Genomic DNA, 20809 nt, shown 5'->3' with positions numbered 1-20809 from the left:
CTTATTTTAATCTCTCAAACACATCATTAATGTCTTTATCTTCAAGCGATTTCATTATCTCGCCGATGGCTTTAGTGAGTTCTTGCATTCTGCCTCCCTTAGAGTTTATGCCAAATTTTACCACACTATTTACCTATCTAGCTCTTTTAAAAACATCTCTTTAGCCTTAGGCATTAGCTTATTTGTTTGTTCTTTTGCTATTTCTGCAAAAGACTTCGAACTCATAGGATAGTAGAGTTTAGAACTCCCATTAAACCCAGCGTAAGATTTTCTTGATGCTTTGTAGTTAAAGTTAGGATTTCTGCTGTGTTTTGAGTTTTCCCTAATAGCGATGAATTCCCCACCCTTATCTTTGTTTTTGGCGATAAAATGCCCTTTGAGAAATACTTTTGTGCTTTTATTGAGTTTGACATTTATCCCGATGATTTTCTTCCCAGATTTCACAGGGGATTTTTTGAAATGTTTCAGAGATACGAGGGTATCTAAGCTCATGATAGAGGCTTTGAGATTATTCATTTGAGCTTTTTTTACCCTGCTCATCTTTTTGATTTTAGCTAGTGGCAAATCCATCTCTTCTTTGATAATCTTAGCTTGTTCTTTTTGGATTTTATTGATAGTCTTATTCAGGGCTTTTTGGATATGTTTTGATAAGTCCTGCTCTAAGTTAGACATCATAGCTCCATAAGTTGGCTTTATAAATCCCTAGTTCCAAATCAATCAAAAATTCTGCTAACATCGGATTATTTAATATTTGAAATCGTCCATATAGTGTAAAAAATACCTATAGAAAGCATTGCTAAAGTTAATGCCGCAACAGTTATACCAATCATTCCATATCTCCTAATTTTTTAATCTCTTTTGCCAAAAATGCCACCACGATAATCAAAAAAAGCAGTAGAACTAAAGCTCCAACGCCTATGCCTATCCCTTGAATCATATCAATTTTTTGATAATTCATAACAGTAAAGACAAATATACCAAATAATGCCGTCATTAAGGCTAACATCACAGCTTTGAGAATATCGATCATTGTTTTTGTTTGGTCTTTTTTACTCATGCTTATATTATATCACAATATCACTCCTTCAATAGATAGCTCCTTGCAGTAATAGCTCACTCCTCTATCTTGTGTTAATACCCAGTTTTTCTTAGATTCGATCAGCCTTTGGATAAGGATTTGTTTGCACGGCTCAGAAATAATGGCTAATTTAAGAGGCTTAGCTTTTTTTACCAAATCTTTAAAGCCCTCATATTCGCTAATTTCAGTGATCAAAATTCTAGCATCAAAAGAGATGATCTCTTCATTTCCTCCGATTTTTTGGTAGATGGGATGGGCGATAGTCTCTATTTTTTTGATTCCTATATTGAGCGTTGTGCTGATGGATTCGATGTTTTGTGATACTCTAAATACATATCGGTCGATTTTCACAAGGGTATCTTTGGTTTGGATATTTTTATATTTTTCTAGCGGGTTTTTGGGTTCTTCTGTAGGATTTTTTTCTAGCTCTTTTTGCTTTTCTTTTTGTTTTTTGATTTCTTCTTCGAGTTTGTTTTTTGCATTTTCGTTTTTTGTGTTGAAGATATTAGTCATTGTTTCTCCTTGATTTCATCTATCTTTTTTTGTATAATAACCTCATCTGAGCTGATTACTTGGATATGGATTTAAAAATATTTGAGCCTTATGTGTGGGAGACCTAGTCCTTTTGGGCTAGGTTTTTTTTTGGCTAATTTTTGGGCTAGGGGTGGGTATCCCCACACATAAGGAGTCCATAATGGAACTTCTGAATATTTTCATTACACTTATCGCAATAGCGATAGCTATTTTTAGGGAGGAGATTAGAGATTTTATCTTCAGATCCAAACCTAAATAGATAAGTGTCTTCAAATGTTCCCCCTGTGAGCCTCATCAACTCATAGGGGGTTTTACCTCATCATTTTATACTCCCTGTGTTGATTTTTTTGTTAAGATGTGGTATATTCGTAGTAATCAATAAATAAGGATATATGATGTGGTTTGACAAAATATATTTGTTTGGTTTTAGGCTTGGACGCATTGTAAGCAATATTGGAATCTTTATACTCTTATTCATTTATTTTATTGTCCTTCCTTATAATCATATTCCCCTTAGTGTTATCACACCTCTTGAATGGGGCTTTTTGTGCTATTGTTTTGTCTTCAGATTTATTTGTGGTTGGGGCGTTAAATTTTTCACCAAAAGAGTTCAAATACACTCCTAACCTCCTACAAATCATCATCATAGCTATAGCTATTAATCGCTACTGCGATAGCCTGTGGATTGGCATTTGTATTGATGGTGATGTTTTTATAATCATTGATTTGCCTTGAATTGTCTGTTTGATTGGATTGCATAGAGCTTAGCATTTTGGCTTTATTTTCGTTTTGTTTAGCTAGGGTTTCATCGATGACGCCTTTGTAAGTAGTGTTTTGCGAGGCATTGATGATTTTATCATTGTCTCCAAACCCTAGAAAATCCCCTATACCTTTGATAGAATCGATAATCCCTCCTATACCTTCACTTATCCAATCAAATATACCTTTAAACCAATCCATGATCGGCGATATACCTTCTTTTATCCACTCCCACACCGCTACAAGTCTGCTAGAAATCCCCTCCCAGTGATTGACCACATACTCTATGGCAAATCCTATCCCTACCACTAATGCCCCTATACCTGTGCTTATCAAAGCTCCTTTAATGGAAGTCATCGCAAATTTAAATGTTTTTGAAAACAAACTCACTCCAATCCCTGCGATTTTAAACGCCCCATTGAGTGCAAACATAGCTATTCTGTAAATATTTGTTCTAACAGTCGCAACTTTAGTTAAAAGCGATTTTTTAGCTAAAGCAAGATTGTATATACCTATGCCATTTGTAAGGAATTGAAAGCTATATTGAAGAGGAGATATAACAAGCGTTCCTAAGTTTTTAAATAGCATTAAACCTAATAACCCTGCCTTTAGACCAACTAAGGCTGAAATAATGTACGCAAAACTTTTTCCTAATGTTTTATGATTATCCAGCAAACCACTGATGGCATTTGTGATATTCTTGATACCCTCAAATATAGGCTTTAGAATTGGCACAAAGCCATTGCCTATACTCACTCCTAGATGCTTAAAGGCATTTCCTAGCTGAATCACAGTATCTCCAAACCCATCTCCTGCGGCTCTATCTACTGCCTTGCCCAATGCCCCAGCACTATCTTTTGTGCTTAAGAGGGCATTATTGAAGGCTTTGATACCATCTTTTGCTGAGTTGATATTATTTGCCATCTTTTTGCCAAATATCTCTGATATGACGCCAAACCTCTCTTCATCATCTAAATCATTCATTGATTCAAATAGATCTTTTATGGCTTCTTGCGGGTTAGAATGTATATCTTCTTTGAGTTGTTGTGCATCTAGTCCCATCTTAGATAGTGATCTTTTAAACCCTTCAGAGGCATTATCGATATTGTTTAGCTCGGTGAAGAATTTATTGATAGAACTAGCACTATCAGAGCTATCTAATCCCACAGAAAGAAAAGCAGAAGAGAGGGCGGAAGTTTCTTTTGCAGATAGCCCGAATGCTTTCGCCCCGCTAGATATAGAACTCACTACTTCGAGGATTTTCTGAGTACTCACACTTACTGCTTTGCTCATCGAGGTTGTCTCATCTAGGAAGCTTCCTAGCTCTTTTGTGCTTAGTGAGAATGCTTTAGAGAGTTTTACCCCTATCTCTGTGCTTTGTTCTATCCCTAGACCAAGTCCTACTTGCATATCAAGGGCGAGTTGAGAGAATGATTTGAGTTCTTGTTTTGCTATGCCCAGTTTTGCTGAGAGTTCGCTAGTTTTGAGAATATCATCTAGCTTCACTCCATTATTTTTGCCCAAACTCCAAATATCTTTTTTGAATACTTTTAGCTCCGTATCTGTGAAGTTAGAAAAGCGATTGATTTCATTTATTGCGTTGTTAAAATCAAGACTTGCAGATATGGGTTTGGAGACTAATCCCTTAAAAGAAGCGTAAGTTCCTAAAATTTGGTATCTTAGTCCATCGATGGCTTTTGTAGCCTTATGCATATCTATTTCTAGCTTAACTCTTGTAGCATCTCTGATTCTTTTTGCCATCTCATCAACTTTTTTAAATTGACCTATGGGAACAGCAACTGGATTTTTAAGCTTTATTAATTCTTCTTTAAATTTTATTATAGATTTATCCAGCCCAAGTTTTAAGGTATTGCTAAATATTTCCTCTGATGTTCTGCTGAATTTTTTAATACCTCGGGTAATATCTTCAAATTCTGCCCCTAGTTTAAATGTAATGTCCGAATTTATATTCATTTTGTTGCTCCTTGATATGAATTTTGACTGCTATTGATTTTTTTTATTATTCAATGTAAAATATCTTAGGATAAATAAAAGAGGATTAAACATAAAGATGAAAGAACTAAAAGAAAAAAATTTAAGGTGGTTCTGGGTAGGAATATCCAATACTCTAACAATTTTTACACTTGTTATACCAGTTATTATTTTTTTTATACATATGTCCTTAATATTGATAGGGTATGAAATATATACATTTTTAATTACATATATGATTGTTAGTATTTTTTTATATTTCATTTTTGTTATTCCTTTTAATATTATTGTAAAAGAATGCTATGGCAATCTTTTCCTTTTTTAGTCTTTTAACCCTTTGATTGTATTTTATATATTATCAATAAATCAATTTTCATCGATTTATTGATCGCCTTGATAGATTTATTGAGTGCATCTAAATTCGCCTGTATCCCGATAGTCATTTGTGTTTGCATTTCTTATCCTTTTTGTTTGATTTTTATTAGATTTTGATGTAGAATATTCAGAAATTAATTGAATAGATAGGTTTTGAATGATACTTATACTTTTATTAGTTCTTATACCAGGTTCTTTAACTGTTATTGGAGTATTTTTTGGTATTACACTTGCTCTTGGTTGTTTATGGTATATTTGCATATTTTTATTCTATGTATTAGTTGTTTTTATTCGGATTCTATTTTTAGCCATAAGCAAAACCATAACCGCTGTATTTGTCCCTACATTCACAATGTCTTTCAAAGTTATATCTTTTGTCTTCAAAAAACTATTTTTAGCCATAAGCAAAACCATAACCGCAATTTTCCTAGCATTTTCGTATATGGTTGTTTCTGTTTTCAAATATGCTCTCATACCATTATTCCTATTTTATTTTTCACCGTTCATTCGCTTATTTCACATAATGAATATGTCTATATTTAGAGGATTTTTTGCTCTCTTTTTATCTATGGCTCTAATAATTTTTATATCTTTTTGGGTATTACTACCCTTAGCTATATATAATATTTCGCTTCAAGATATTCGTATTGAATTCTTTGTGATCGCTTATACTCTTATTAGTTTGTGCTTTAGGTTTGTGCTGCATTTTTTCAAACATTTTCAGCCACCCTCTGTGCTATCTTCACATAATCTATAAACTCATCAAAAGCCATATTTTTAATATCACTTAAGCTGAAGTGCAGGGCATAGCCGATAATAGCTATGCCTTCCCTCAGTCCTTTTCGTTGATACCTACAAATTCTTTGACACATTCAGAAAGTCTAACAAACTCACTAAAAGGCAAGGCATTGATAGAATCCCTATCTAGCTCACCATCTGTAATATCTATCAATAAGGTTTTGATAACTTCTAGTTCGTCTTTACTTTTACTTTGGGCTGAAGAGATTTGAAGTAAAGTAGGTTCTTTAATGACAATCTCTTGTCCGTCTTTGAAGCTAAAGGTTTTGATTTCTCTTTCTATTTTGATTGACATATTAATCCTTTTTATTATGTTTATGGAATTCAACTTTGTTGAATTCTTATCACTTCGCGGATTAAAAATCCGCTACATTCCTAAAGTATTGACTTATTCTAAGCTTCGCTTATCATCAAGTCGGTCTTTTATGGAATTCAACTTTGTTGAATTCTTATCACTACGCAAGGCAAAGCCTTGATTTTAAGATGATTATTTTGTATAATCAGCCTATCTAAGCTGATTACTTAGATGGATTTAAAAATGGTAAGCCTTTATTATGGTAGCTCGGCACTTTTTAAAAAAAGTGCCGAGTTTTTTTTTGGCTTTTTTATGGGATAGGGGCGGGATACCATAATAAAGGAGTCCATATGGATTCAAACTTTATCCTTGTGATTTTAGAGATACTTATTGGTATTTTTCGTGAGGAAATAAGGAAATTCCTTAACCTCAAATAAATCACCACCTTACCATTCCCCCTTAAAAGCCTCATCATCTCTTAAGGGGGTTTTCTCCCTCTGCAAAACTCCAAATCCTGCTCAATAAATTCGCTATAAATCAAAATAGCCCTCAAATCCTTCAGCAAATCCCCGCTTTGAGATGGTTTGTCTCTTTTTGGTACATCACAGCTAGTAGGAACTAGCACTTTTTGATACTCTATGCACCCGCTAAAGCATAGGAGTGTTAGCAAAATACAAATCCATCGCATCTTGTATCCCCTTGAGTTTAGCTTCACAGCTCCCATCTTTTGAATAAATCGTTTTATATTTGGTGATGATTTTTTCCTCTGTTTTTGGAATTTTTTTTAGATAGTTTTGAGTATCTAAGGCTTTTTTGCTGATAGCTTTGTTTTGTGAAGAGATGAGATCAGCTTGGATTTTCGCTTTTAGTCCATTGTGAATTCTCATTTGTATATAGCCTTCTATACCTGTGATAATAGCTAATATGGCAATCAAAACTCCTAAGATTTTCATACCACTTTGCCCTCGCCATTTTTCATATGTTCTGCGAGTTTGATCGCTCTGGTTTTAGTTTGGATCGCCCATCCACTATTTAGCATCTCTTTACTAGCTACTACAAAATCCTGGCTATTTAAAGCTAGAATCATTTTTTTAAATAACAGCACTCTAGGCACTCCCATATTATAAGCCATATCCAATATGATGCCTTTTCTATAATCATCTAGTTTTTGATACCATTTATATGGCTCTAGTTCTTTTTCTATTTCATCTAAATGATCTTCTAGCCATTTCAAAGCATTCGCTTTGCTATAGTTACCTCTATTGAGTAGCATCTCTCTTTTTTCTGTCTCACTTAAGGGATATTGTTTGATATTCCTTCCATAGCCGATGGTTTCATTCCCGAGTGTATCCATATACACCCGAGAAGAAAACCCTTCGTGTTTTTTGATAAACTCTAATGCGATTTGATTCATTGATTTTCTCCTTTTTCAGAAAGTCCGAATTTTTTCTTAAACAATGCGATGATTAGTCTTGATATGGTTTCTGCACCCACAAATCCCAATCCCCCGCCAATAGCACAAGATAAGCTATTAGGAAGAGAATAAAATATCAATACCTCATAGCCTATCCAAGTAATCAGCATAGAGCTACCCACTCCATAAATGATGAACTGAATCATCTTAGCTTTGGTATCAATCGCTTCTTCATGTATGGTTCTAAGCACAAAGAGGCATCCCACAAAAATCCCTATTATCATCACAAAAGCATAGGTTTTCAAAATCTCTAAAAAACTCATTTTATTCCCTTAATCAAAAAATCACATAATGGGTTCTGCCCTGCATAAATGCCCTCTAAGTAATGCACCCTATCTACCTGCACATCTTCACTTCTTCCATAGATGGGCGAACTCCTTGAAGCATCAAAATCCACTGCGTTATTGTCATTTCCGCCATGCCCTCCACTCCATGACCACCCAGTTCTACCTGAGTTTTTAAACACCCCATCACCGCTTAGATTATCACATCCTCCCCTTAAATTCCCTGTGATATTTGGCAACCCACTTTTGCCAATTTCACCTATTAATGCCCCTTGACTTGCTCCTTTGGAATATTTTCCGCTAGGGGGGATAGAAAACTCTGCTCCCCCATCATTTCCCATACATCCTAAAGTGTGATACCAAAGCAAGGGATATTCATCTCTTTTTAGCCTTATCCCCATACCTACATAATCACTTGGCAAGGAGTTGCGATAAAAATAATCCTTCCTGCCGATTTTATTGATTTTTTCTAGCTTCTGTTTTTCTTTTGCTATTTCTGTATCTAGGTAGTTTTCCAAATCTAGCAATAGCATTTTGAGCCTAGCTTGATATTCAAACTCCTCTAATAGACCCTTAAAATCACTTACAAAAACCCTAAAAGGTTCAAACTCCGCACTAGATATATAATCATCACTTTTGAATATCATCTCACCTTGCATACCTTCTATAGATGTTTTGATGATAAAACTCCCGCCAATTCCTTGCATTTTCTTTATCTTAGGTGTATTAGCTACCAAAAACACACTCTTATCACTCACGATAGCTAATGCGTAGATAGTGTTTTCGCTAGAGATTTCATAATCCAGATTGACTTCAAAACTAAGGCATCCCTCTTCATCAAAATAAGCTCTCCTTATATCTGTGGTAATAAAGGCATTTGTTTTGAGTTCCTCTAAAGTGATATTTGGATCACACAAAGAATTCTCAAGCACCTCATCATTTGGATTTTTTGATCCTACAAAAAGGGCTTGTGTGTTTTGCTCCCTGATGGATTCTAGGATTTCTTTTGAAGTGAGATTATTGAGTATTGATTGTATTTTTTGCATTCATAGCCTCCATTGCAGGGATGTTTTTAATTTGATATTTGATTTTTGTTTTGGCATCTCAAAATCTATCCCAGCAAGGTTATCTCTGATGGGTTTGACTTCTTCTATGATATTGCTTATGGCTTTTAGGATTTCTTCATTTATATCTTTTTTTATACTAGCTTTGAGTGAGAATTCAAAGCTCCTTAGCTTTTTGTCTTCCTTGTTTGTTTGGATAGACACATCTGCATAAATCTTGCTGATAGCATCTAATATAGCCTCTTTTGTTCCTAGCCTAGTTTTTGAAAGCATAGGAGATTTGAGGATTTTCTTTTTCTGTTCTATATCTAGATTTGATACATCTATATCGAAGGTTTTGGCGATCAGATCGATATTTTCCTGCGATGGAACATATAGAAATTTATTTCTAAAGTTAAGCTTAGATTCAAAAAAATCCCGCAAAACATCATCTATGATTTGGAGTTCTTTAAAGTGAGAGGGCAGGGGCATTTTTTTAAATTCCTTTATCCATTTGGTTGATTTTTAATAGGGGTATTTCTTTCATATAACTTCCTTAATCTCTAAATTTCCTAATTTATAAATGCTATTTTCCTCCATCGCTAGAAGAGTTGAAACTTCAATATCTTCAATATCTTCACTCACAAAGCTAACGGCGATTATTTTAGAAATATTTAGATCCTCTTCTATTTCCAAGCTCTCAAACAGACCCCTTATTTGTAAATCAATATTTTTTATTATGTTTATGATATTTTGAGAAGTTTTGAGTTTGAGATTGATGGTTAAATCAACCAAAATCTCATGTGCCTTTGTATAAATAATATTATCTGTGATAGGGATATTAGGTTCGATGGATTCTTTTAGATCAGCTAGAGCATTGCTAGAACTCTCTGTATAGACGACCTCAACTACGCCCAAATCTTTATGTTTGATTTTGCTTTTAGCTACAGAGGCTACAGAGGCTAAATATTCATAAGACTTCAGGCTTCCTGCAGTAGAAGGGCGAGTGAGAGAGAGTAAAAACCTCTTTTTGAGTTCATCATCGCTTTCTGCGATTTTTTCTTGAGTAAAAGGGCTGATTTTTTTGATGGTTTTGATATAAATATGGGGGATTTCTAAATAAATAGTATCAAAATCCCCTTGCAATCCTTCTTCTAAAGTAATATTAGCTCTAGCTTTTAAGCTTTCATCAATCTTCAAATCCTCGCTCAAAAACGCGTTATGCGCTTGATGATCATTAAATTTTGTTCCTTTTGGAAGACTTAGAGGAAAAGTAGATGTGATTTCTATTTCTGCATTAAATGGCGTTCCTTCAAATCTTTTAATCCCAGCTAAGCTCACTAAGCAATCCAAAAATTCGCCACTTGAGTGGGGCAGATAATTTTGAGAGATGATGTAGTTGATATAATTGATATATTTATTCAATCTATACAAAAAACAATCCAAAAGGATATTAAAATCATCTCCTCTTAGAGGTTCATAATCAGGGAGTTTTTCTCTAAGCTCATCTAAAATAATATTTCTCTCTGCCTCAATATCACAAGGGATTAGAAATTGTGGTAAATTCATATTTGCCAACTTTTACAATAATACACCACTTTTAAATTAATCGTGGTTTTAAGCAAAAGCGTATCGCTAAATTCGCTTTGTGTGCTTATCTCTTCTATTGTGGGTAGAAAACTATCTCTATATACATGCTCATCTATTGCTTTAAGCACACAGTTAGTGAGAAAAATCGATTTTTCATACTCATCATTAATCATATCTATTTCAACTACGCTCTCTATTTTCCAGCTACCGCTATTTTCTTGCGTGATATTATCTTGTGGATTTTTTATCACGCACACAGGAAAATCCACATCTTCATAAGCATATCTTTCATAAAAATCCACAGATTTAAAGCAATTAGATAACTCAATACCCTCTTTTAAGATAGCTAACATCTCTTTTTTCATTTTGCCTTCTCCAAAACAATCCGCATAAGAGTTTTATTTTCTTTTAAAAGCGATGTGATGATATATTTTTGTGAAGTTTCTAATTCCACTAGTTCATCTTTGAGTTTCAAATCCACTTTATAAACCTCATCTAGGGTCGTTAATAAAGTGGTTTTATATCCCATTGCCCCATCTTCAAACACCACTTGATTATCTTTTTTGAGATGTCCTTTGAAAACCACTCCATTTTTAGCAAACTCATCGCTATTTTTATGGGTTAATATCGCATTCATATCTCTATTTAATAAGGTTTTAGAAATCATAATCTATACTTATAGCTCTTTGATAAGATTAACAGAGTAACTATTGACTTTATAGATTTTATTTGTGATATTTTTAAGCAGTGGCATTTCTTGGATTTGATGATTGATATATATTTTGCCTTCTGCTATGGATTCATTGGTATTTAAATCCTCAGGGATGGAGACTTCAAATCCCACAGCAACATTATTAGCGACCAATTTACGATAAAAACTCTCCAAATCATCGACCACTTTTTTAAGCACATCACTCACTTGTTTATCGATGGCTTCTTTTTGAGATTTTCTGATACTCTCTATGATGGTATCAAATATCACCACACTATGAAGCGAACTAAAATCGCTATCTCTATTTTCGCCCCCATAAGCCCTAAGTCCTCCATCACTAATAACCAAACTCACTCCTACTGATCTTAATCTATCAGCTATGCAGTCTTCTCCGCTTATGAATTCAGTCTTATCGACAATGCCGATGATTCCATCTATGATGCGGTTTGAGAAACTTTGTGCAAACCCATATTCAGAACTAGCCATCACTTTTGCATAACTCGCGATGATAAAAGCCCCTAGCCCTCTTATAACATTGTCTGTTCTATACACTTTTTGATAAGTGATGATGGCTCTTTTGCTTTGATAATCTTTGATTTCTTCTAAAATCTTATCTTCTTGTGTGGCATTTAGTGAAATAGCATAGATCGCCCCTATCTTATCGCAGGTTGTTTTTAGTTTTTCCCACACACCCTTAGAGTTATCATAACCACTTGCTAGGACAAATTTAGGAGCATATCCTGTGCTTTGCTCACTTAAGATGAGATCATCTATCGCTTTAAGCACATCTTCATTAGCATTATCAGATTTGATAAAACTAGAAATGATGATATTAGATTGTAATGCACTAGATTTTAGATCATCTAGCACATCTTTGATGCTTCCTTCACCTATATTGTTTAATGCCTCTTTGATAGATGGGTAGTATTTTAGCCCTTGATTTTCTTTTTTGTCATCATCACCTACAATCGCTATAGTACGTGTATTATTGATAGCTATATCTTTGGTGCTGTTATTATTTAACTCTATATTGATTCCATATTTTGCACTCATTTTATCTCCTATTTCCCAGCTTTTGAGAGCTTTTTATTTTCTTTTGGTTCATCACTTATAACATCTATAGGTTGTATGATTTTTTCTCTTATAAGCCTTTGGATATATCCTTCATCTGTGCCTTTTAGGAAGCTTATTTCTTCATCTTTGTTTTTAAACTCCCCATTTAGTTGAGTATCATATAAAACCCTGTATTTCATATTGATTTCTCCTCTTATTTACTGATCTTAGAGATTACAAATGCGTTATTTCGTTTGAGTGCAAAATCAATATCATAAAAGCCCTCGATAATAAGATTATCCCCTTGTTCTTGATAGGTTTTTATTTCGATCCCATCACTCCAAACCCCTAATATTGAGTTAGAAAAATCTCCCAATATAATATCCCCATTATTGATTAGATTATTGACATAAATATCAAATCCTGCGAGTTTATTGTTTTCTAATAATGTTCTCTCGGTAGTTACATTGGTTGTATTGATAGATTTTGGAGTGCCTTCTAGCTCTGTAAATCCCATCGCATTAACAAAAAACGCACATCTACTTGTATCATAATCTGCTGATTGGAGTAAGCCTTTGAATTTGAGGGCGGATTTAAAATCAGGATTTTTCATAAAGCTATCCACCACTTGAACACCGCTTGTGTTAAATATCCCTGTGATAGGCTCGGGATTTTTTCCATAAAGCACTACTTTCTCTAGCTTTCTTCTGATTCCAGTTACCATTTTTTGTAATACAAAGCTCTCTAATGCCAAAGGCGTCATTTCAAACATTCTTCTAGTGATGATAACCTTATTAGAGAGTGTTTTTGGAGTGAGTTTGATATGATCAAAGCTCAAACTCTGTGCATTAGAAGTTGCCCCCTCATCTAAAAACACCGCATCTAATTCAGTATTATCTCTTGGGATTTGTTGTACAGAGACAAGCCCACTCATCATATCTAGCTTGGAAAGCAAGGGCGATGTACTTCTTACTAAGTCAATAAACTTATCCCCTCTATAATAGAGCGGTTCAATAGAAGCTACGCCCTCATTAGTGGATTTTGTGATGATGCCCCCATCATTTGCATCGAACTTTTTATAAAAGCTATTAGGAATCTTGAATTTTTGGCTACTTCTATCAAAAAACTCTAGCTCATAGCCTTCAGGTTTATTTGTGATAACATTATAGAGGCTAAATTCCTGATCTTGTTTGGTTTTAGATGTTTGGATAAACACCTGCTTATTTTCATTTACTTTTGCATAAAGATTACTTCTAAACTCCGCATAACTCTTGCCTTCTGCGATTGCTTTAAGGGCGAGTTCTTTTTGTCCTAGCACCTCTGCTAATTGTGCGATGTCTTTTGCATCATCATTGTGTTTTTCTTGTGTTTGTTGCATTTTTTCTCCTTGATTTTTATTTTCTAAAACTTGTGAATCCATTTTTTCTCCTTGATTTTTATTTTCTGCAAATTTCGTGATAGTCGCTTTTTTGTCAGCTCCTAACCACACCGCCGATAATTCCACGATTTCCCCACTTTTGATTTTATAATGGGGCAGATTATTTAATTTACCTATTTCTTCAATATTTGCTTCTCCAAAACCCACTGATACGCTATTAGATAGCCCAGCTTTGTATCTTAAAAAAGCCTCTTTAGAATTAGGAATATGTTCGAAGAATTTCACTTTTACCTTAAATCCTTCATTGTCTTTTTTGACCTCATCTATCACGCCTATTGAATTATTAAAACTAGGATTGTGATCTAAATATAGATTTTTTGCACTCCATCTCACATTGTCTGTATCGATGGATATATAGTAGTCCTCAAACATTCCCTCTCTTTTGATGATAGGATTTGCACTCAAAGCCATAAAGCTTATGCTCATTTCCTCATCATTGATAGGACTCTCTTTTGCCATAGATGCAGAAAAACAGATGTCTTTAAATTCTCTATTCACTTTTGACCCCTTTTTGTGTTTTGATTTGTTCATAGTCCTCCCATTTGAGGGCTTTTATTTCCTCTATAGTTTGTAAGGACTTAAGATGCTCTTTTAGCACTCCGCATATATAAATCATTTCTGATTTTGTTTTGAGACCATCGTTATAGACTTGTTTGATTTGTTCTTTTGTATGTGGAATATTTTGTTTGTCATTTGGAGTGGCTTTTTTTGCACATCGAAAAAAACTATCCACATTTGCGATAACTAATCCTAAGAGATTGATTTGATCTTCTTGTTTCATATCATAGATATAAGCCTCTTTTAAAGCAGAGGATTCAAAACTCTCCAAAAGCTTATTGCATCTATTATTTAGCTCTGTTTCTTTGATGATTTTTTCATAATCCAATCTCTCCTTCATACCTTCTACATACGAAATAGGAAGCTCTGAAGGTATAAAAGGCTCTTTTAGCTCCTCTTGATTATTTGATCTTACATATACAAAACCATCATATGTTGCGATGGTTGTGTATTCCCCGCTGACTTCAGGGATTTTTTCTAATGCCAGTTTGTATATTTCCATTTTTACTCCTCATTGTTATTTTTCATATTCATATCAGGGTGAGGAGAAAAAATATTTTTGATTCTTTTTAGCTCCTCTTCCAAAATATCATTGCCTTCTTTTATGTCCCTAGCTTGTGCTTTGAGTTCTATTCCCTTATCTGCTAATGCTTCCTTGATGGTTTTAAGCCCTAATTTGATCTGCAACTCTTGTGCTTGGATTTCTTTTTGTGGATCGACATATTCCCATCCTTGCGTCTTAAAGCTGAAATCCTTAACAGCACTCAAATATTCACTCGCACTGATTTTCCCTTCTAATGTGATATGCTCGATAAATCGCTTGTATATAGGTGTGTGAAACTTCCTAATGATAAGCTTTTGTATTCTTTTAAATAGCCTTCTTTCCTGCACGATTCCCATTCTTGAAGATGAAAAATTTACACTTGATAAATCCCCTGTATAACTCGCATAAGAAATTCCTAGCGATTTGGCAATAGCCCTATCGATATTTATCATAAATGCCCCGATGTTTGGATTGTGTGCGATATTTAATGGCTCGATTTTGTAGTTTTCATTCATAGCGATAATCCGCCCATCTTCGATCTCGATATTTTTAGGTTCTAATGGCTTATCCTCTCCTAAATCGCCCATAGACCCCACATACCCCTCACTCTCATCTTTAGGTGAGGCAATCAGCGAGAGCTTAGATGCGATCTGGGCTTGAGTGAGGACAGATTCTAGGTATTTATCACTTTGCATTACTTTGAAAATAACAGGAGCAAGATGGGAGATGCCACGAACACTACTGGAGCTAAAAACCTTTTTGATATGAATCAAATCTTTTTTTGGAATTCTCTCTCTTTTTCTTTTATCTTTTTCATCATTGAGTGCATAATACGCGATGACTTGATGATTTTCATCAAATTCTACGCCTTTTTTGATATTTGTATCATTGTAGTTGTAATCGATATTTTCAGGGGGGATAATCTGTAGTTTTAGTCCATCATCTGTATTTTGAATATGCACAAAACATTCACCATCTCTTAAATAGTGAAGCAAAACAAATCGTTCAAAATCTCTAAAATCATACTCGCCTTTTATATCGCAGTTATTTCCCCATTCATTATAAAGCCCTTCTATTTTGGTATTTAGCTTTTCATTTGGAGTATCCAGATCGAGTATAAATCCCTTTTCCCCATAGATTTCCCCTTCCATCAGTTGCAGATACCCATAAATAGAAGGTGATGAAATAGAAATATTTCTTGCGATTTTAAGTAATGGCAAAGACGCACTATCTAAATCGATATTTTTGAGCATTCTTTGGGTTTGTCTGTAGTAGATTTTATCAGGTGATAGAGGGCTAAAAGGTACAGAAAACATCGACCTTGCTCTAGCTTTTATCTTTTTAAATCCAAGCATTTTAAACCCAAACAAGCTTTATCCTTTTTTTTACTGAATGTTTTTGCGAATCTCTAAAAACTGATCGATTCCATTAATCGCATAGATACAATTATGCACATCATAAATTATGGCAGGGACTTTATCTACCTGATAGCTGAACATATATACATTCATTTCCATTGATAATTCCGCCTCTTTATTCATCTCAAATTTTGGCAACTCTAAGATTTTGATATTTCCATTAAATGTTGCGATGATTTGAGTTTCTTTTTTTACCATTCCACCGCTTGATAGATTGCTTTTGATATAGATGACTTGCGGAATATACGCATTTAAAGTGTTGAAATACACCATATCCACATTACTTAAGACAAACTTTGCACTAAGTGGCTTAAGCGTGGGTAATACCTGCTCATATTTGCCGATTGAAGCAGTTTGCTCGATTGTTTCTTGTTCGATTTTTGGAGGTTCAAAAGATTTCAAAACCCCCAAACAACCAATCCCATCAATAAATAGATTTCCTCCACTGAATGCCTGTGCGTTAAAATTAAATGCCATTTTTAGCTCCTTTTTTATATTTGTTTATGGAATTCAACCTTGTTGAATCCTTATCAGTACGCGGATTTGTTTGTCTCTTTTACTTAACACCTCTGCTTTTTATTTATCGCAATATCTGTGGTTGTAATATCATGCTAGATACATTCAGCACCCCTTCATTAGATATTCCACATGCATAAAGTTTATTGCCATCAGTTGCTATCAGCACACTTTCCCCTTCATTTTTAGCACAGCAGTAAAAGTCTGTGATAATTGATGGAAGCACTACATCACTAAGGCTTCTTATAGGACTTGCATTATTGCCTATACCTAGATTATTACTCGCGTTATAGCCAAAAGCCCTCATAGATTCATCCATATACAAGACAAAGTTTTGAGAATATCTTCCGCTTTGTTTTTCTATTTGTTTGACATCATTAGCGATTTTTCTGCATCTGCTATGGCTATTTCTGTCATCTCCTAGTCCCATATCTGCACATCCCCAAGAATAAAGCTCCCCTTTATCATTGAGTGCTAATGCCACATCATAAACCCCCCCTCCTTTGAAATCTACGATATTTTTAATAGGAATATTTGATTCATCTAATATCGGGACAAAGGTATTTCGTTGATTAGTATCTGATTGGCTTAGGTTGTATTGTCCATTGTATCCAGCTCCTAGAAGTTTGTTATCAGTGGTTATGATGAATGTATTCCCATACCAGCTTCCATCTGTGTAAGTGCTATGATAGATGCTTTTAGCATTAGATATATTTGAGATAAGAGAGGGCGTATTTACAGAGTTGCTATGCCCAAGCCCTAGCCATCCTGTGCGATTGTATCCCCAAGAAAAGAGCCTTCCATCATTGCAGATGGCATAAATGCCCCCTGCGTAGTTATTCCCTACAAAGACATCTTTGACATCACTTAGAGTTTGAAGAAATATGGGCGAATCGATATTATTTCCAATCCCTAGCTCTCCATCTGTGTTTCTTCCTGCTCCTAGGAGCGTCCCATCTTCTAAAAGGACAAATGCGAATTGATAGCTAGTGTGGAGGGATTTTGAGAGTATTTTTTTGATCTTAGAGTTGAAAGTTACTCTTTGAGGAATATTGACATACCTAGTATGCCCAACTCCTAAGCACCCTTGAGCATTAGTTCCCCATACCCACATAGCATTAGAATCCTTCTCTTGAGCGAAAAACCCGCCATGCCCTCCTACTACATCTATGATTTGCACTCCAGATGGAATCCCCACTCTATAAAACCCCATACTCGCAGCACTTCTCCCAGCTCCACTTCGGGTAATATCCCCTCCTGATACCATAATATCGCCGTATCTGATGATGTTGCCATTTTTATCTTCAAAAACCTCTTGGTAAAATATGCACCGATAGCCATTTACATTTTTTAAGAGCCTGATCTTCTTTTTGGATAGATCTTTTAGAGTATCTTGTTTGATTTTAAGTAGATCATTTTTTAAGCTATCACTATAAGTGCTAAGCATTGCACTCGCATTTTGCACACTGAATGTTTTGATATTTTTTAACTCTTCGATTTTATTTTCTAAGCTTTCTAAATTTTCCATTTTGATTCCATTTGTGTTCGTATTTGTTTATGGGACTTGTCAAACAAGTCCTTATCACTTCGTGGATTAAAACCCGCTATGTTATTTGCCTATCGCTATTCCCTATGCCCGTTCCTATACTCGCTACGCTTTTTATAAAGCGATCGGTGTTTTGTTCGCCCTTGTCCTATAAAAAACGGATTAGGTTTTGCAGAAGTGCAAAATCCCGTTTTTTGTAGGGTTACAAGAAAAAGGCGAACTCCCCCTCCTTGTTTGCCAAAAAAGAAAAGGCGAAGACTTTGTCTTTTTTGATTAAGGAGGGTTAGGGTGGATAAAGTTTTTTCTTTTGGCAGAAATAGTAATCTTTTCTATTACCTATCGCTATCCCCTAGCCCCGTATCGCTATACTCGCTACGCTTTTTATAAAGCGATCGGTGTTTTGTTCGCCCTTGTCCTATAAAAAACGGATTAGGTTTTGCAGAAGTGCAAAATCCCGTTTTTTGTAGGGTTACAAGAAAAAGGCGAACTCCCCCTCCTTGTTTGCCAAAAAAGAAAAGGCGAAGACTTTCTCTTTTTTGGGGCTAAGGAGGGGTTAGGGGAGGATAAACCCTTTTTTCTTTTGGCAGAAACAAAAAATAAAATATTTATTTCCACACTATTTTTATAAAAAGAACATCTAAAGGTTGATTTTTAACCCTTATGTTTTTACTTAGTTTTGATAAGCAAAAGCATAAAGATTATGTATTCAAAAAACCATTTGAATATACGGAGGCATCTTGTTAGCTTGTTTGATAAAAGACGCCTTTAGCTTTTCTAGTGCCTCTATCATTTCAAAAACACTTTTTTTCTCTATACTCACTCCATCAATAGAATATTTGATGATTTGAGAATCCGTGATAGGTTGAGTTAAAAGTTCGTTGATGTATTGATTGCACAAATCAATTTTTTCTTTTAAGGTCAAATAAATCTCCTAACTAAAAATAAATAATCTCTAAAAACCCTACCACACCGATCGCTTTATGCGAAGCGTAGCGAGTATAGCGATACGGGGCTAGGGACTATGGATAGGCAATAAACACCGATCGCTTTGTGCAAACTTGTGAAGCATAGCATTGCGGAGCTAGAGAATCTATCCATCTTACCACTCGTATAAAAGAACTTGCATCGCAAGTTCCATTACCCTATAAAAACGACTTGACAATTCAGCGTTAGCTGAATGTAAGTCCATACTTTAGGAGCGTAGCAGGGCTTTGCCTTGCGTAGCGATAAGAACTTGCATCGCAAGTTCCATTACCCTATAATAGATACGATTTACCTTTTTGAAATCACAAGGATTTCTTCTAAAGGTTCGATGAGATTATAGCTTTGTATTTTTGGGTGATTTTAGGATTTAATAAGTTATTTGTTTCATTATTTTTAATAAATATGATTTAAAATCATTACAAACCATTTAAATTAATTTATAATGATTTTTATTTATTTACTTTTTGTTAATCTATTAGATTTTTAGGTCTATTTTTATTCTTTAAAAATCAATTTTACAATCACAGGTCGTTATTAGAGGGTCGCTATTTTCCTAGAAAAGCTTTATTTTATTCATCTTTTAGCCGCACAGAAAAAAGATAAAATTTTGCAAAAGCAAAAACCCTCACTATTGCCTACCCACATTCCCTAGCCCCGCAATGCTATGCTTCACAAGTTCGCATAAAGCGATCGTGCTACGAGGCTACAAAAGATGAGCAGTCATCTTTTGCTTAACGCCTCTCGTCCAAAATGACTGACTTACATTCAGCTAATACTGAATTGTCAAGCCGTTTTTATAGGTTTTGTTATTTTTTTGATATAATTTCTTAAGGCACAAATGAATATACAAGTCCCCCCTTATGGGGGAGGCGGGTTACCCCGCCCAAATCTTGATGATTTGACTTAGTATGTAAATTATCGAAAAGGCTTTGTAAATCAAATCGATAATATTTTCTAGCTTTTTCATTTGTGCCTCCTTCCATTTTCATATGTAAATCATATAAAAACATCAGTATTATACACTATTCTAATATATTTATCCATAGATTTCATATTTATTTAGTATTTTTAATGTATAATTTCATATTAAATCAATATTTTAAGGCAACCACTTGAGAAAAGATGAATTTATGCAGAAATTACAAGAATTAGGACTGAACAAAAGAGAATTTGCAGAGCTTAGCGAATTAGCTTATAGCACTGTGAATAACTGGAATGATACCTCAACTCCTATCCCTAAATGGGTATCATCATGGCTAGAAAATTATGCCAAAGCTACCAAATACGAAAAAATAAAAGATTTGCTAAAAGACATCTGATAACCGCTTTTTTGTAAATTCATATCGGTGTTTTGTTCGCCTCTTCGTCCTATAAAAAAAGATAAAATTTTGCAAAAGCAAAAACCCTCACTATTGCCTATCCACATTCCCTAGCCCCGCAATGCTATGCTTCACAAGTTCGCATAAAGCGATCGGTGTGCATTGCCTACCCACATTCCCTAGCCCCGTATCGCTATACTCGCTACGCTTCGCATAAAGCGATCGGTGTGCGAAGCTAAAAAGGATAAGCAGTTATCCTTTTTTAACGCTTCTCCTCTTTTTTGATTAAGGAGGGTTAGGGTGGATAAAGTTTTTTCTTTTGGCAGAAATAGTAATCTTTTCTATTGCCTATCCACATTCCCTAGCCCCGTATCGCTATACTCGCTACGCTTCGCATAAAGCGATCGGTGTGCATTGCCTACCCACATTCCCTAGCCCCGTATCGCTATACTCGCTACGCTTCGCATAAAGCGATCGGTGTGCATTGCCTACCCACATT

At 34.8% G+C, this 20809-nt stretch carries 26 protein-coding genes; 1 reads left to right on the top strand and 25 read right to left on the bottom strand.

Going from position 1 to position 20809, the window contains the following annotated elements:
* Window position 1 precedes the first annotated feature (1 nt).
* The 25 genes from Q5I06_RS08240 to Q5I06_RS08120 form a co-directional block, all read right to left on the bottom strand.
* Window positions 2-124 carry a hypothetical protein gene (locus Q5I06_RS08240; RefSeq protein WP_305517740.1) on the bottom strand — a complete coding sequence of 41 codons (123 nt, stop codon included), beginning with the start codon at window positions 122-124 and terminating at the stop codon, window positions 2-4.
* A gap of 5 nt (window positions 125-129) precedes the next feature.
* Window positions 130-672, bottom strand: coding sequence for a hypothetical protein (locus Q5I06_RS08235; RefSeq protein ID WP_305517739.1), 543 nt, complete (start codon window positions 670-672; stop codon window positions 130-132).
* Between the two features lie 154 nt (window positions 673-826).
* Window positions 827-1057, bottom strand: coding sequence for a hypothetical protein (locus Q5I06_RS08230; protein ID WP_305517738.1), 231 nt, complete (start codon window positions 1055-1057; stop codon window positions 827-829).
* A 12-nt stretch (window positions 1058-1069) separates the two neighbouring features.
* Window positions 1070-1591, bottom strand: a complete 522-nt coding sequence (locus Q5I06_RS08225) for a hypothetical protein (RefSeq protein ID WP_305517737.1) — start codon at window positions 1589-1591, stop codon at window positions 1070-1072.
* A gap of 651 nt (window positions 1592-2242) precedes the next feature.
* Window positions 2243-4345: a phage tail tape measure protein gene (locus Q5I06_RS08220; protein WP_305517736.1), complete on the bottom strand. Its 2103-nt coding sequence runs from the start codon at window positions 4343-4345 to the stop codon at window positions 2243-2245.
* 347 nt (window positions 4346-4692) lie between these two features.
* Window positions 4693-4818, bottom strand: a complete 126-nt coding sequence (locus Q5I06_RS08215; RefSeq protein WP_305517735.1) for a hypothetical protein — start codon at window positions 4816-4818, stop codon at window positions 4693-4695.
* A gap of 190 nt (window positions 4819-5008) precedes the next feature.
* Window positions 5009-5212, bottom strand: coding sequence for a hypothetical protein (locus Q5I06_RS08210; protein ID WP_305517734.1), 204 nt, complete (start codon window positions 5210-5212; stop codon window positions 5009-5011).
* A 358-nt stretch (window positions 5213-5570) separates the two neighbouring features.
* The gene (locus tag Q5I06_RS08205) at window positions 5571-5831 is read right to left on the bottom strand and encodes a phage tail assembly protein (RefSeq protein ID WP_305517733.1); all 261 of its coding nucleotides are present in this window, start codon (window positions 5829-5831) and stop codon (window positions 5571-5573) included.
* Window positions 5832-6309: 478 nt separating this feature from the next.
* Window positions 6310-6519 carry a hypothetical protein gene (locus Q5I06_RS08200; RefSeq protein ID WP_305517732.1) on the bottom strand — a complete coding sequence of 70 codons (210 nt, stop codon included), beginning with the start codon at window positions 6517-6519 and terminating at the stop codon, window positions 6310-6312.
* Window positions 6479-6784: a hypothetical protein gene (locus Q5I06_RS08195; protein WP_305517731.1), complete on the bottom strand. Its 306-nt coding sequence runs from the start codon at window positions 6782-6784 to the stop codon at window positions 6479-6481. The genes Q5I06_RS08200 and Q5I06_RS08195 overlap by 41 nt, the downstream gene beginning before the upstream one ends.
* Window positions 6781-7245, bottom strand: a complete 465-nt coding sequence (locus Q5I06_RS08190; protein WP_305517730.1) for a glycoside hydrolase family protein — start codon at window positions 7243-7245, stop codon at window positions 6781-6783. Before Q5I06_RS08190 ends, Q5I06_RS08195 begins: the two co-directional genes overlap by 4 nt.
* Window positions 7242-7568 (bottom strand): phage holin family protein, encoded by a 327-nt coding sequence (locus Q5I06_RS08185; RefSeq protein WP_305517729.1) that lies wholly within the window; start codon window positions 7566-7568, stop codon window positions 7242-7244. Before Q5I06_RS08185 ends, Q5I06_RS08190 begins: the two co-directional genes overlap by 4 nt.
* The gene (locus Q5I06_RS08180) at window positions 7565-8635 is read right to left on the bottom strand and encodes a hypothetical protein (RefSeq protein ID WP_305517728.1); all 1071 of its coding nucleotides are present in this window, start codon (window positions 8633-8635) and stop codon (window positions 7565-7567) included. Before Q5I06_RS08180 ends, Q5I06_RS08185 begins: the two co-directional genes overlap by 4 nt.
* Window positions 8636-9124 (bottom strand): phage tail protein, encoded by a 489-nt coding sequence (locus Q5I06_RS08175; protein WP_305517727.1) that lies wholly within the window; start codon window positions 9122-9124, stop codon window positions 8636-8638. It abuts the gene before it with no gap.
* A gap of 51 nt (window positions 9125-9175) precedes the next feature.
* Window positions 9176-10201 carry a baseplate J/gp47 family protein gene (locus Q5I06_RS08170; RefSeq protein WP_305517726.1) on the bottom strand — a complete coding sequence of 342 codons (1026 nt, stop codon included), beginning with the start codon at window positions 10199-10201 and terminating at the stop codon, window positions 9176-9178.
* Window positions 10198-10587 carry a hypothetical protein gene (locus tag Q5I06_RS08165; protein WP_305517725.1) on the bottom strand — a complete coding sequence of 130 codons (390 nt, stop codon included), beginning with the start codon at window positions 10585-10587 and terminating at the stop codon, window positions 10198-10200. Before Q5I06_RS08165 ends, Q5I06_RS08170 begins: the two co-directional genes overlap by 4 nt.
* Window positions 10584-10889, bottom strand: a complete 306-nt coding sequence (locus tag Q5I06_RS08160) for a hypothetical protein (RefSeq protein ID WP_305517724.1) — start codon at window positions 10887-10889, stop codon at window positions 10584-10586. The genes Q5I06_RS08165 and Q5I06_RS08160 overlap by 4 nt, the downstream gene beginning before the upstream one ends.
* Window positions 10890-10898: 9 nt before the next feature.
* The gene (locus Q5I06_RS08155) at window positions 10899-11987 is read right to left on the bottom strand and encodes a phage tail sheath protein (protein ID WP_305517723.1); all 1089 of its coding nucleotides are present in this window, start codon (window positions 11985-11987) and stop codon (window positions 10899-10901) included.
* Window positions 11988-11995: 8 nt separating this feature from the next.
* On the bottom strand, window positions 11996-12187 hold the full coding sequence (locus tag Q5I06_RS08150) for a hypothetical protein (protein WP_305517722.1): 192 nt from the start codon (window positions 12185-12187) through the stop codon (window positions 11996-11998).
* A gap of 14 nt (window positions 12188-12201) precedes the next feature.
* Window positions 12202-13923, bottom strand: coding sequence for a phage major capsid protein (locus tag Q5I06_RS08145; RefSeq protein WP_305517721.1), 1722 nt, complete (start codon window positions 13921-13923; stop codon window positions 12202-12204).
* Window positions 13916-14485, bottom strand: a complete 570-nt coding sequence (locus Q5I06_RS08140; protein WP_305517720.1) for a hypothetical protein — start codon at window positions 14483-14485, stop codon at window positions 13916-13918. The genes Q5I06_RS08145 and Q5I06_RS08140 overlap by 8 nt, the downstream gene beginning before the upstream one ends.
* Before the next feature lie 2 nt (window positions 14486-14487).
* Window positions 14488-15897, bottom strand: a complete 1410-nt coding sequence (locus Q5I06_RS08135; RefSeq protein WP_305517719.1) for a phage portal protein — start codon at window positions 15895-15897, stop codon at window positions 14488-14490.
* A 15-nt stretch (window positions 15898-15912) separates the two neighbouring features.
* Entirely contained in the window at window positions 15913-16422 is a 510-nt protein-coding gene (locus Q5I06_RS08130; protein ID WP_305517718.1) for a phage major tail tube protein, read from the bottom strand.
* Between the two features lie 103 nt (window positions 16423-16525).
* Window positions 16526-17989 (bottom strand): RCC1 domain-containing protein, encoded by a 1464-nt coding sequence (locus tag Q5I06_RS08125; protein WP_305517717.1) that lies wholly within the window; start codon window positions 17987-17989, stop codon window positions 16526-16528.
* A 724-nt stretch (window positions 17990-18713) separates the two neighbouring features.
* Window positions 18714-18929 carry a hypothetical protein gene (locus Q5I06_RS08120; protein WP_305517716.1) on the bottom strand — a complete coding sequence of 72 codons (216 nt, stop codon included), beginning with the start codon at window positions 18927-18929 and terminating at the stop codon, window positions 18714-18716.
* A 1174-nt stretch (window positions 18930-20103) separates the two neighbouring features.
* On the opposite strand from Q5I06_RS08120, the gene Q5I06_RS08115 reads away from it, so the two are divergent.
* Window positions 20104-20310 (top strand): XRE family transcriptional regulator, encoded by a 207-nt coding sequence (locus Q5I06_RS08115; RefSeq protein WP_305517715.1) that lies wholly within the window; start codon window positions 20104-20106, stop codon window positions 20308-20310.
* Window positions 20311-20809: the final 499 nt, after the last annotated feature.

Origin of the sequence: Helicobacter cappadocius (genome assembly GCF_030688855.1) — a bacterium.
In the GTDB taxonomy this organism is placed as follows: domain Bacteria; phylum Campylobacterota; class Campylobacteria; order Campylobacterales; family Helicobacteraceae; genus Helicobacter_J; species Helicobacter_J cappadocius.
Note: the sequence above shows the minus strand (reverse complement) of the source record. Positions and strands in the feature narration are given on the sequence as shown.

Excerpts from the sequence above, each read along its gene's own strand:
- Q5I06_RS08190 (WP_305517730.1), bottom strand. The coding sequence starts at position 7,245 with ATGAATCAAATCGCATTAGAGTTTATCAAAAAACACGAAGGGTTTTCT.
- Q5I06_RS08195 (WP_305517731.1), bottom strand. The coding sequence starts at position 6,784 with ATGAAAATCTTAGGAGTTTTGATTGCCATATTAGCTATTATCACAGGT.
- Q5I06_RS08185 (WP_305517729.1), bottom strand. The coding sequence starts at position 7,568 with ATGAGTTTTTTAGAGATTTTGAAAACCTATGCTTTTGTGATGATAATA.
- Q5I06_RS08170 (WP_305517726.1), bottom strand. The coding sequence starts at position 10,201 with ATGAATTTACCACAATTTCTAATCCCTTGTGATATTGAGGCAGAGAGA.
- Q5I06_RS08210 (WP_305517734.1), bottom strand. The coding sequence starts at position 5,212 with ATGAGAGCATATTTGAAAACAGAAACAACCATATACGAAAATGCTAGG.
- Q5I06_RS08125 (WP_305517717.1), bottom strand. The coding sequence starts at position 17,989 with ATGGAAAATTTAGAAAGCTTAGAAAATAAAATCGAAGAGTTAAAAAAT.
- Q5I06_RS08205 (WP_305517733.1), bottom strand. The coding sequence starts at position 5,831 with ATGTCAATCAAAATAGAAAGAGAAATCAAAACCTTTAGCTTCAAAGAC.
- Q5I06_RS08160 (WP_305517724.1), bottom strand. The coding sequence starts at position 10,889 with ATGATTTCTAAAACCTTATTAAATAGAGATATGAATGCGATATTAACC.
- Q5I06_RS08230 (WP_305517738.1), bottom strand. The coding sequence starts at position 1,057 with ATGAGTAAAAAAGACCAAACAAAAACAATGATCGATATTCTCAAAGCT.
- Q5I06_RS08150 (WP_305517722.1), bottom strand. The coding sequence starts at position 12,187 with ATGAAATACAGGGTTTTATATGATACTCAACTAAATGGGGAGTTTAAA.
- Q5I06_RS08165 (WP_305517725.1), bottom strand. The coding sequence starts at position 10,587 with ATGAAAAAAGAGATGTTAGCTATCTTAAAAGAGGGTATTGAGTTATCT.
- Q5I06_RS08200 (WP_305517732.1), bottom strand. The coding sequence starts at position 6,519 with ATGCGATGGATTTGTATTTTGCTAACACTCCTATGCTTTAGCGGGTGC.
- Q5I06_RS08175 (WP_305517727.1), bottom strand. The coding sequence starts at position 9,124 with ATGCCCCTGCCCTCTCACTTTAAAGAACTCCAAATCATAGATGATGTT.
- Q5I06_RS08220 (WP_305517736.1), bottom strand. The coding sequence starts at position 4,345 with ATGAATATAAATTCGGACATTACATTTAAACTAGGGGCAGAATTTGAA.
- Q5I06_RS08155 (WP_305517723.1), bottom strand. The coding sequence starts at position 11,987 with ATGAGTGCAAAATATGGAATCAATATAGAGTTAAATAATAACAGCACC.
- Q5I06_RS08215 (WP_305517735.1), bottom strand. The coding sequence starts at position 4,818 with ATGCAAACACAAATGACTATCGGGATACAGGCGAATTTAGATGCACTC.
- Q5I06_RS08180 (WP_305517728.1), bottom strand. The coding sequence starts at position 8,635 with ATGCAAAAAATACAATCAATACTCAATAATCTCACTTCAAAAGAAATC.
- Q5I06_RS08140 (WP_305517720.1), bottom strand. The coding sequence starts at position 14,485 with ATGGAAATATACAAACTGGCATTAGAAAAAATCCCTGAAGTCAGCGGG.
- Q5I06_RS08130 (WP_305517718.1), bottom strand. The coding sequence starts at position 16,422 with ATGGCATTTAATTTTAACGCACAGGCATTCAGTGGAGGAAATCTATTT.
- Q5I06_RS08225 (WP_305517737.1), bottom strand. The coding sequence starts at position 1,591 with ATGACTAATATCTTCAACACAAAAAACGAAAATGCAAAAAACAAACTC.
- Q5I06_RS08235 (WP_305517739.1), bottom strand. The coding sequence starts at position 672 with ATGTCTAACTTAGAGCAGGACTTATCAAAACATATCCAAAAAGCCCTG.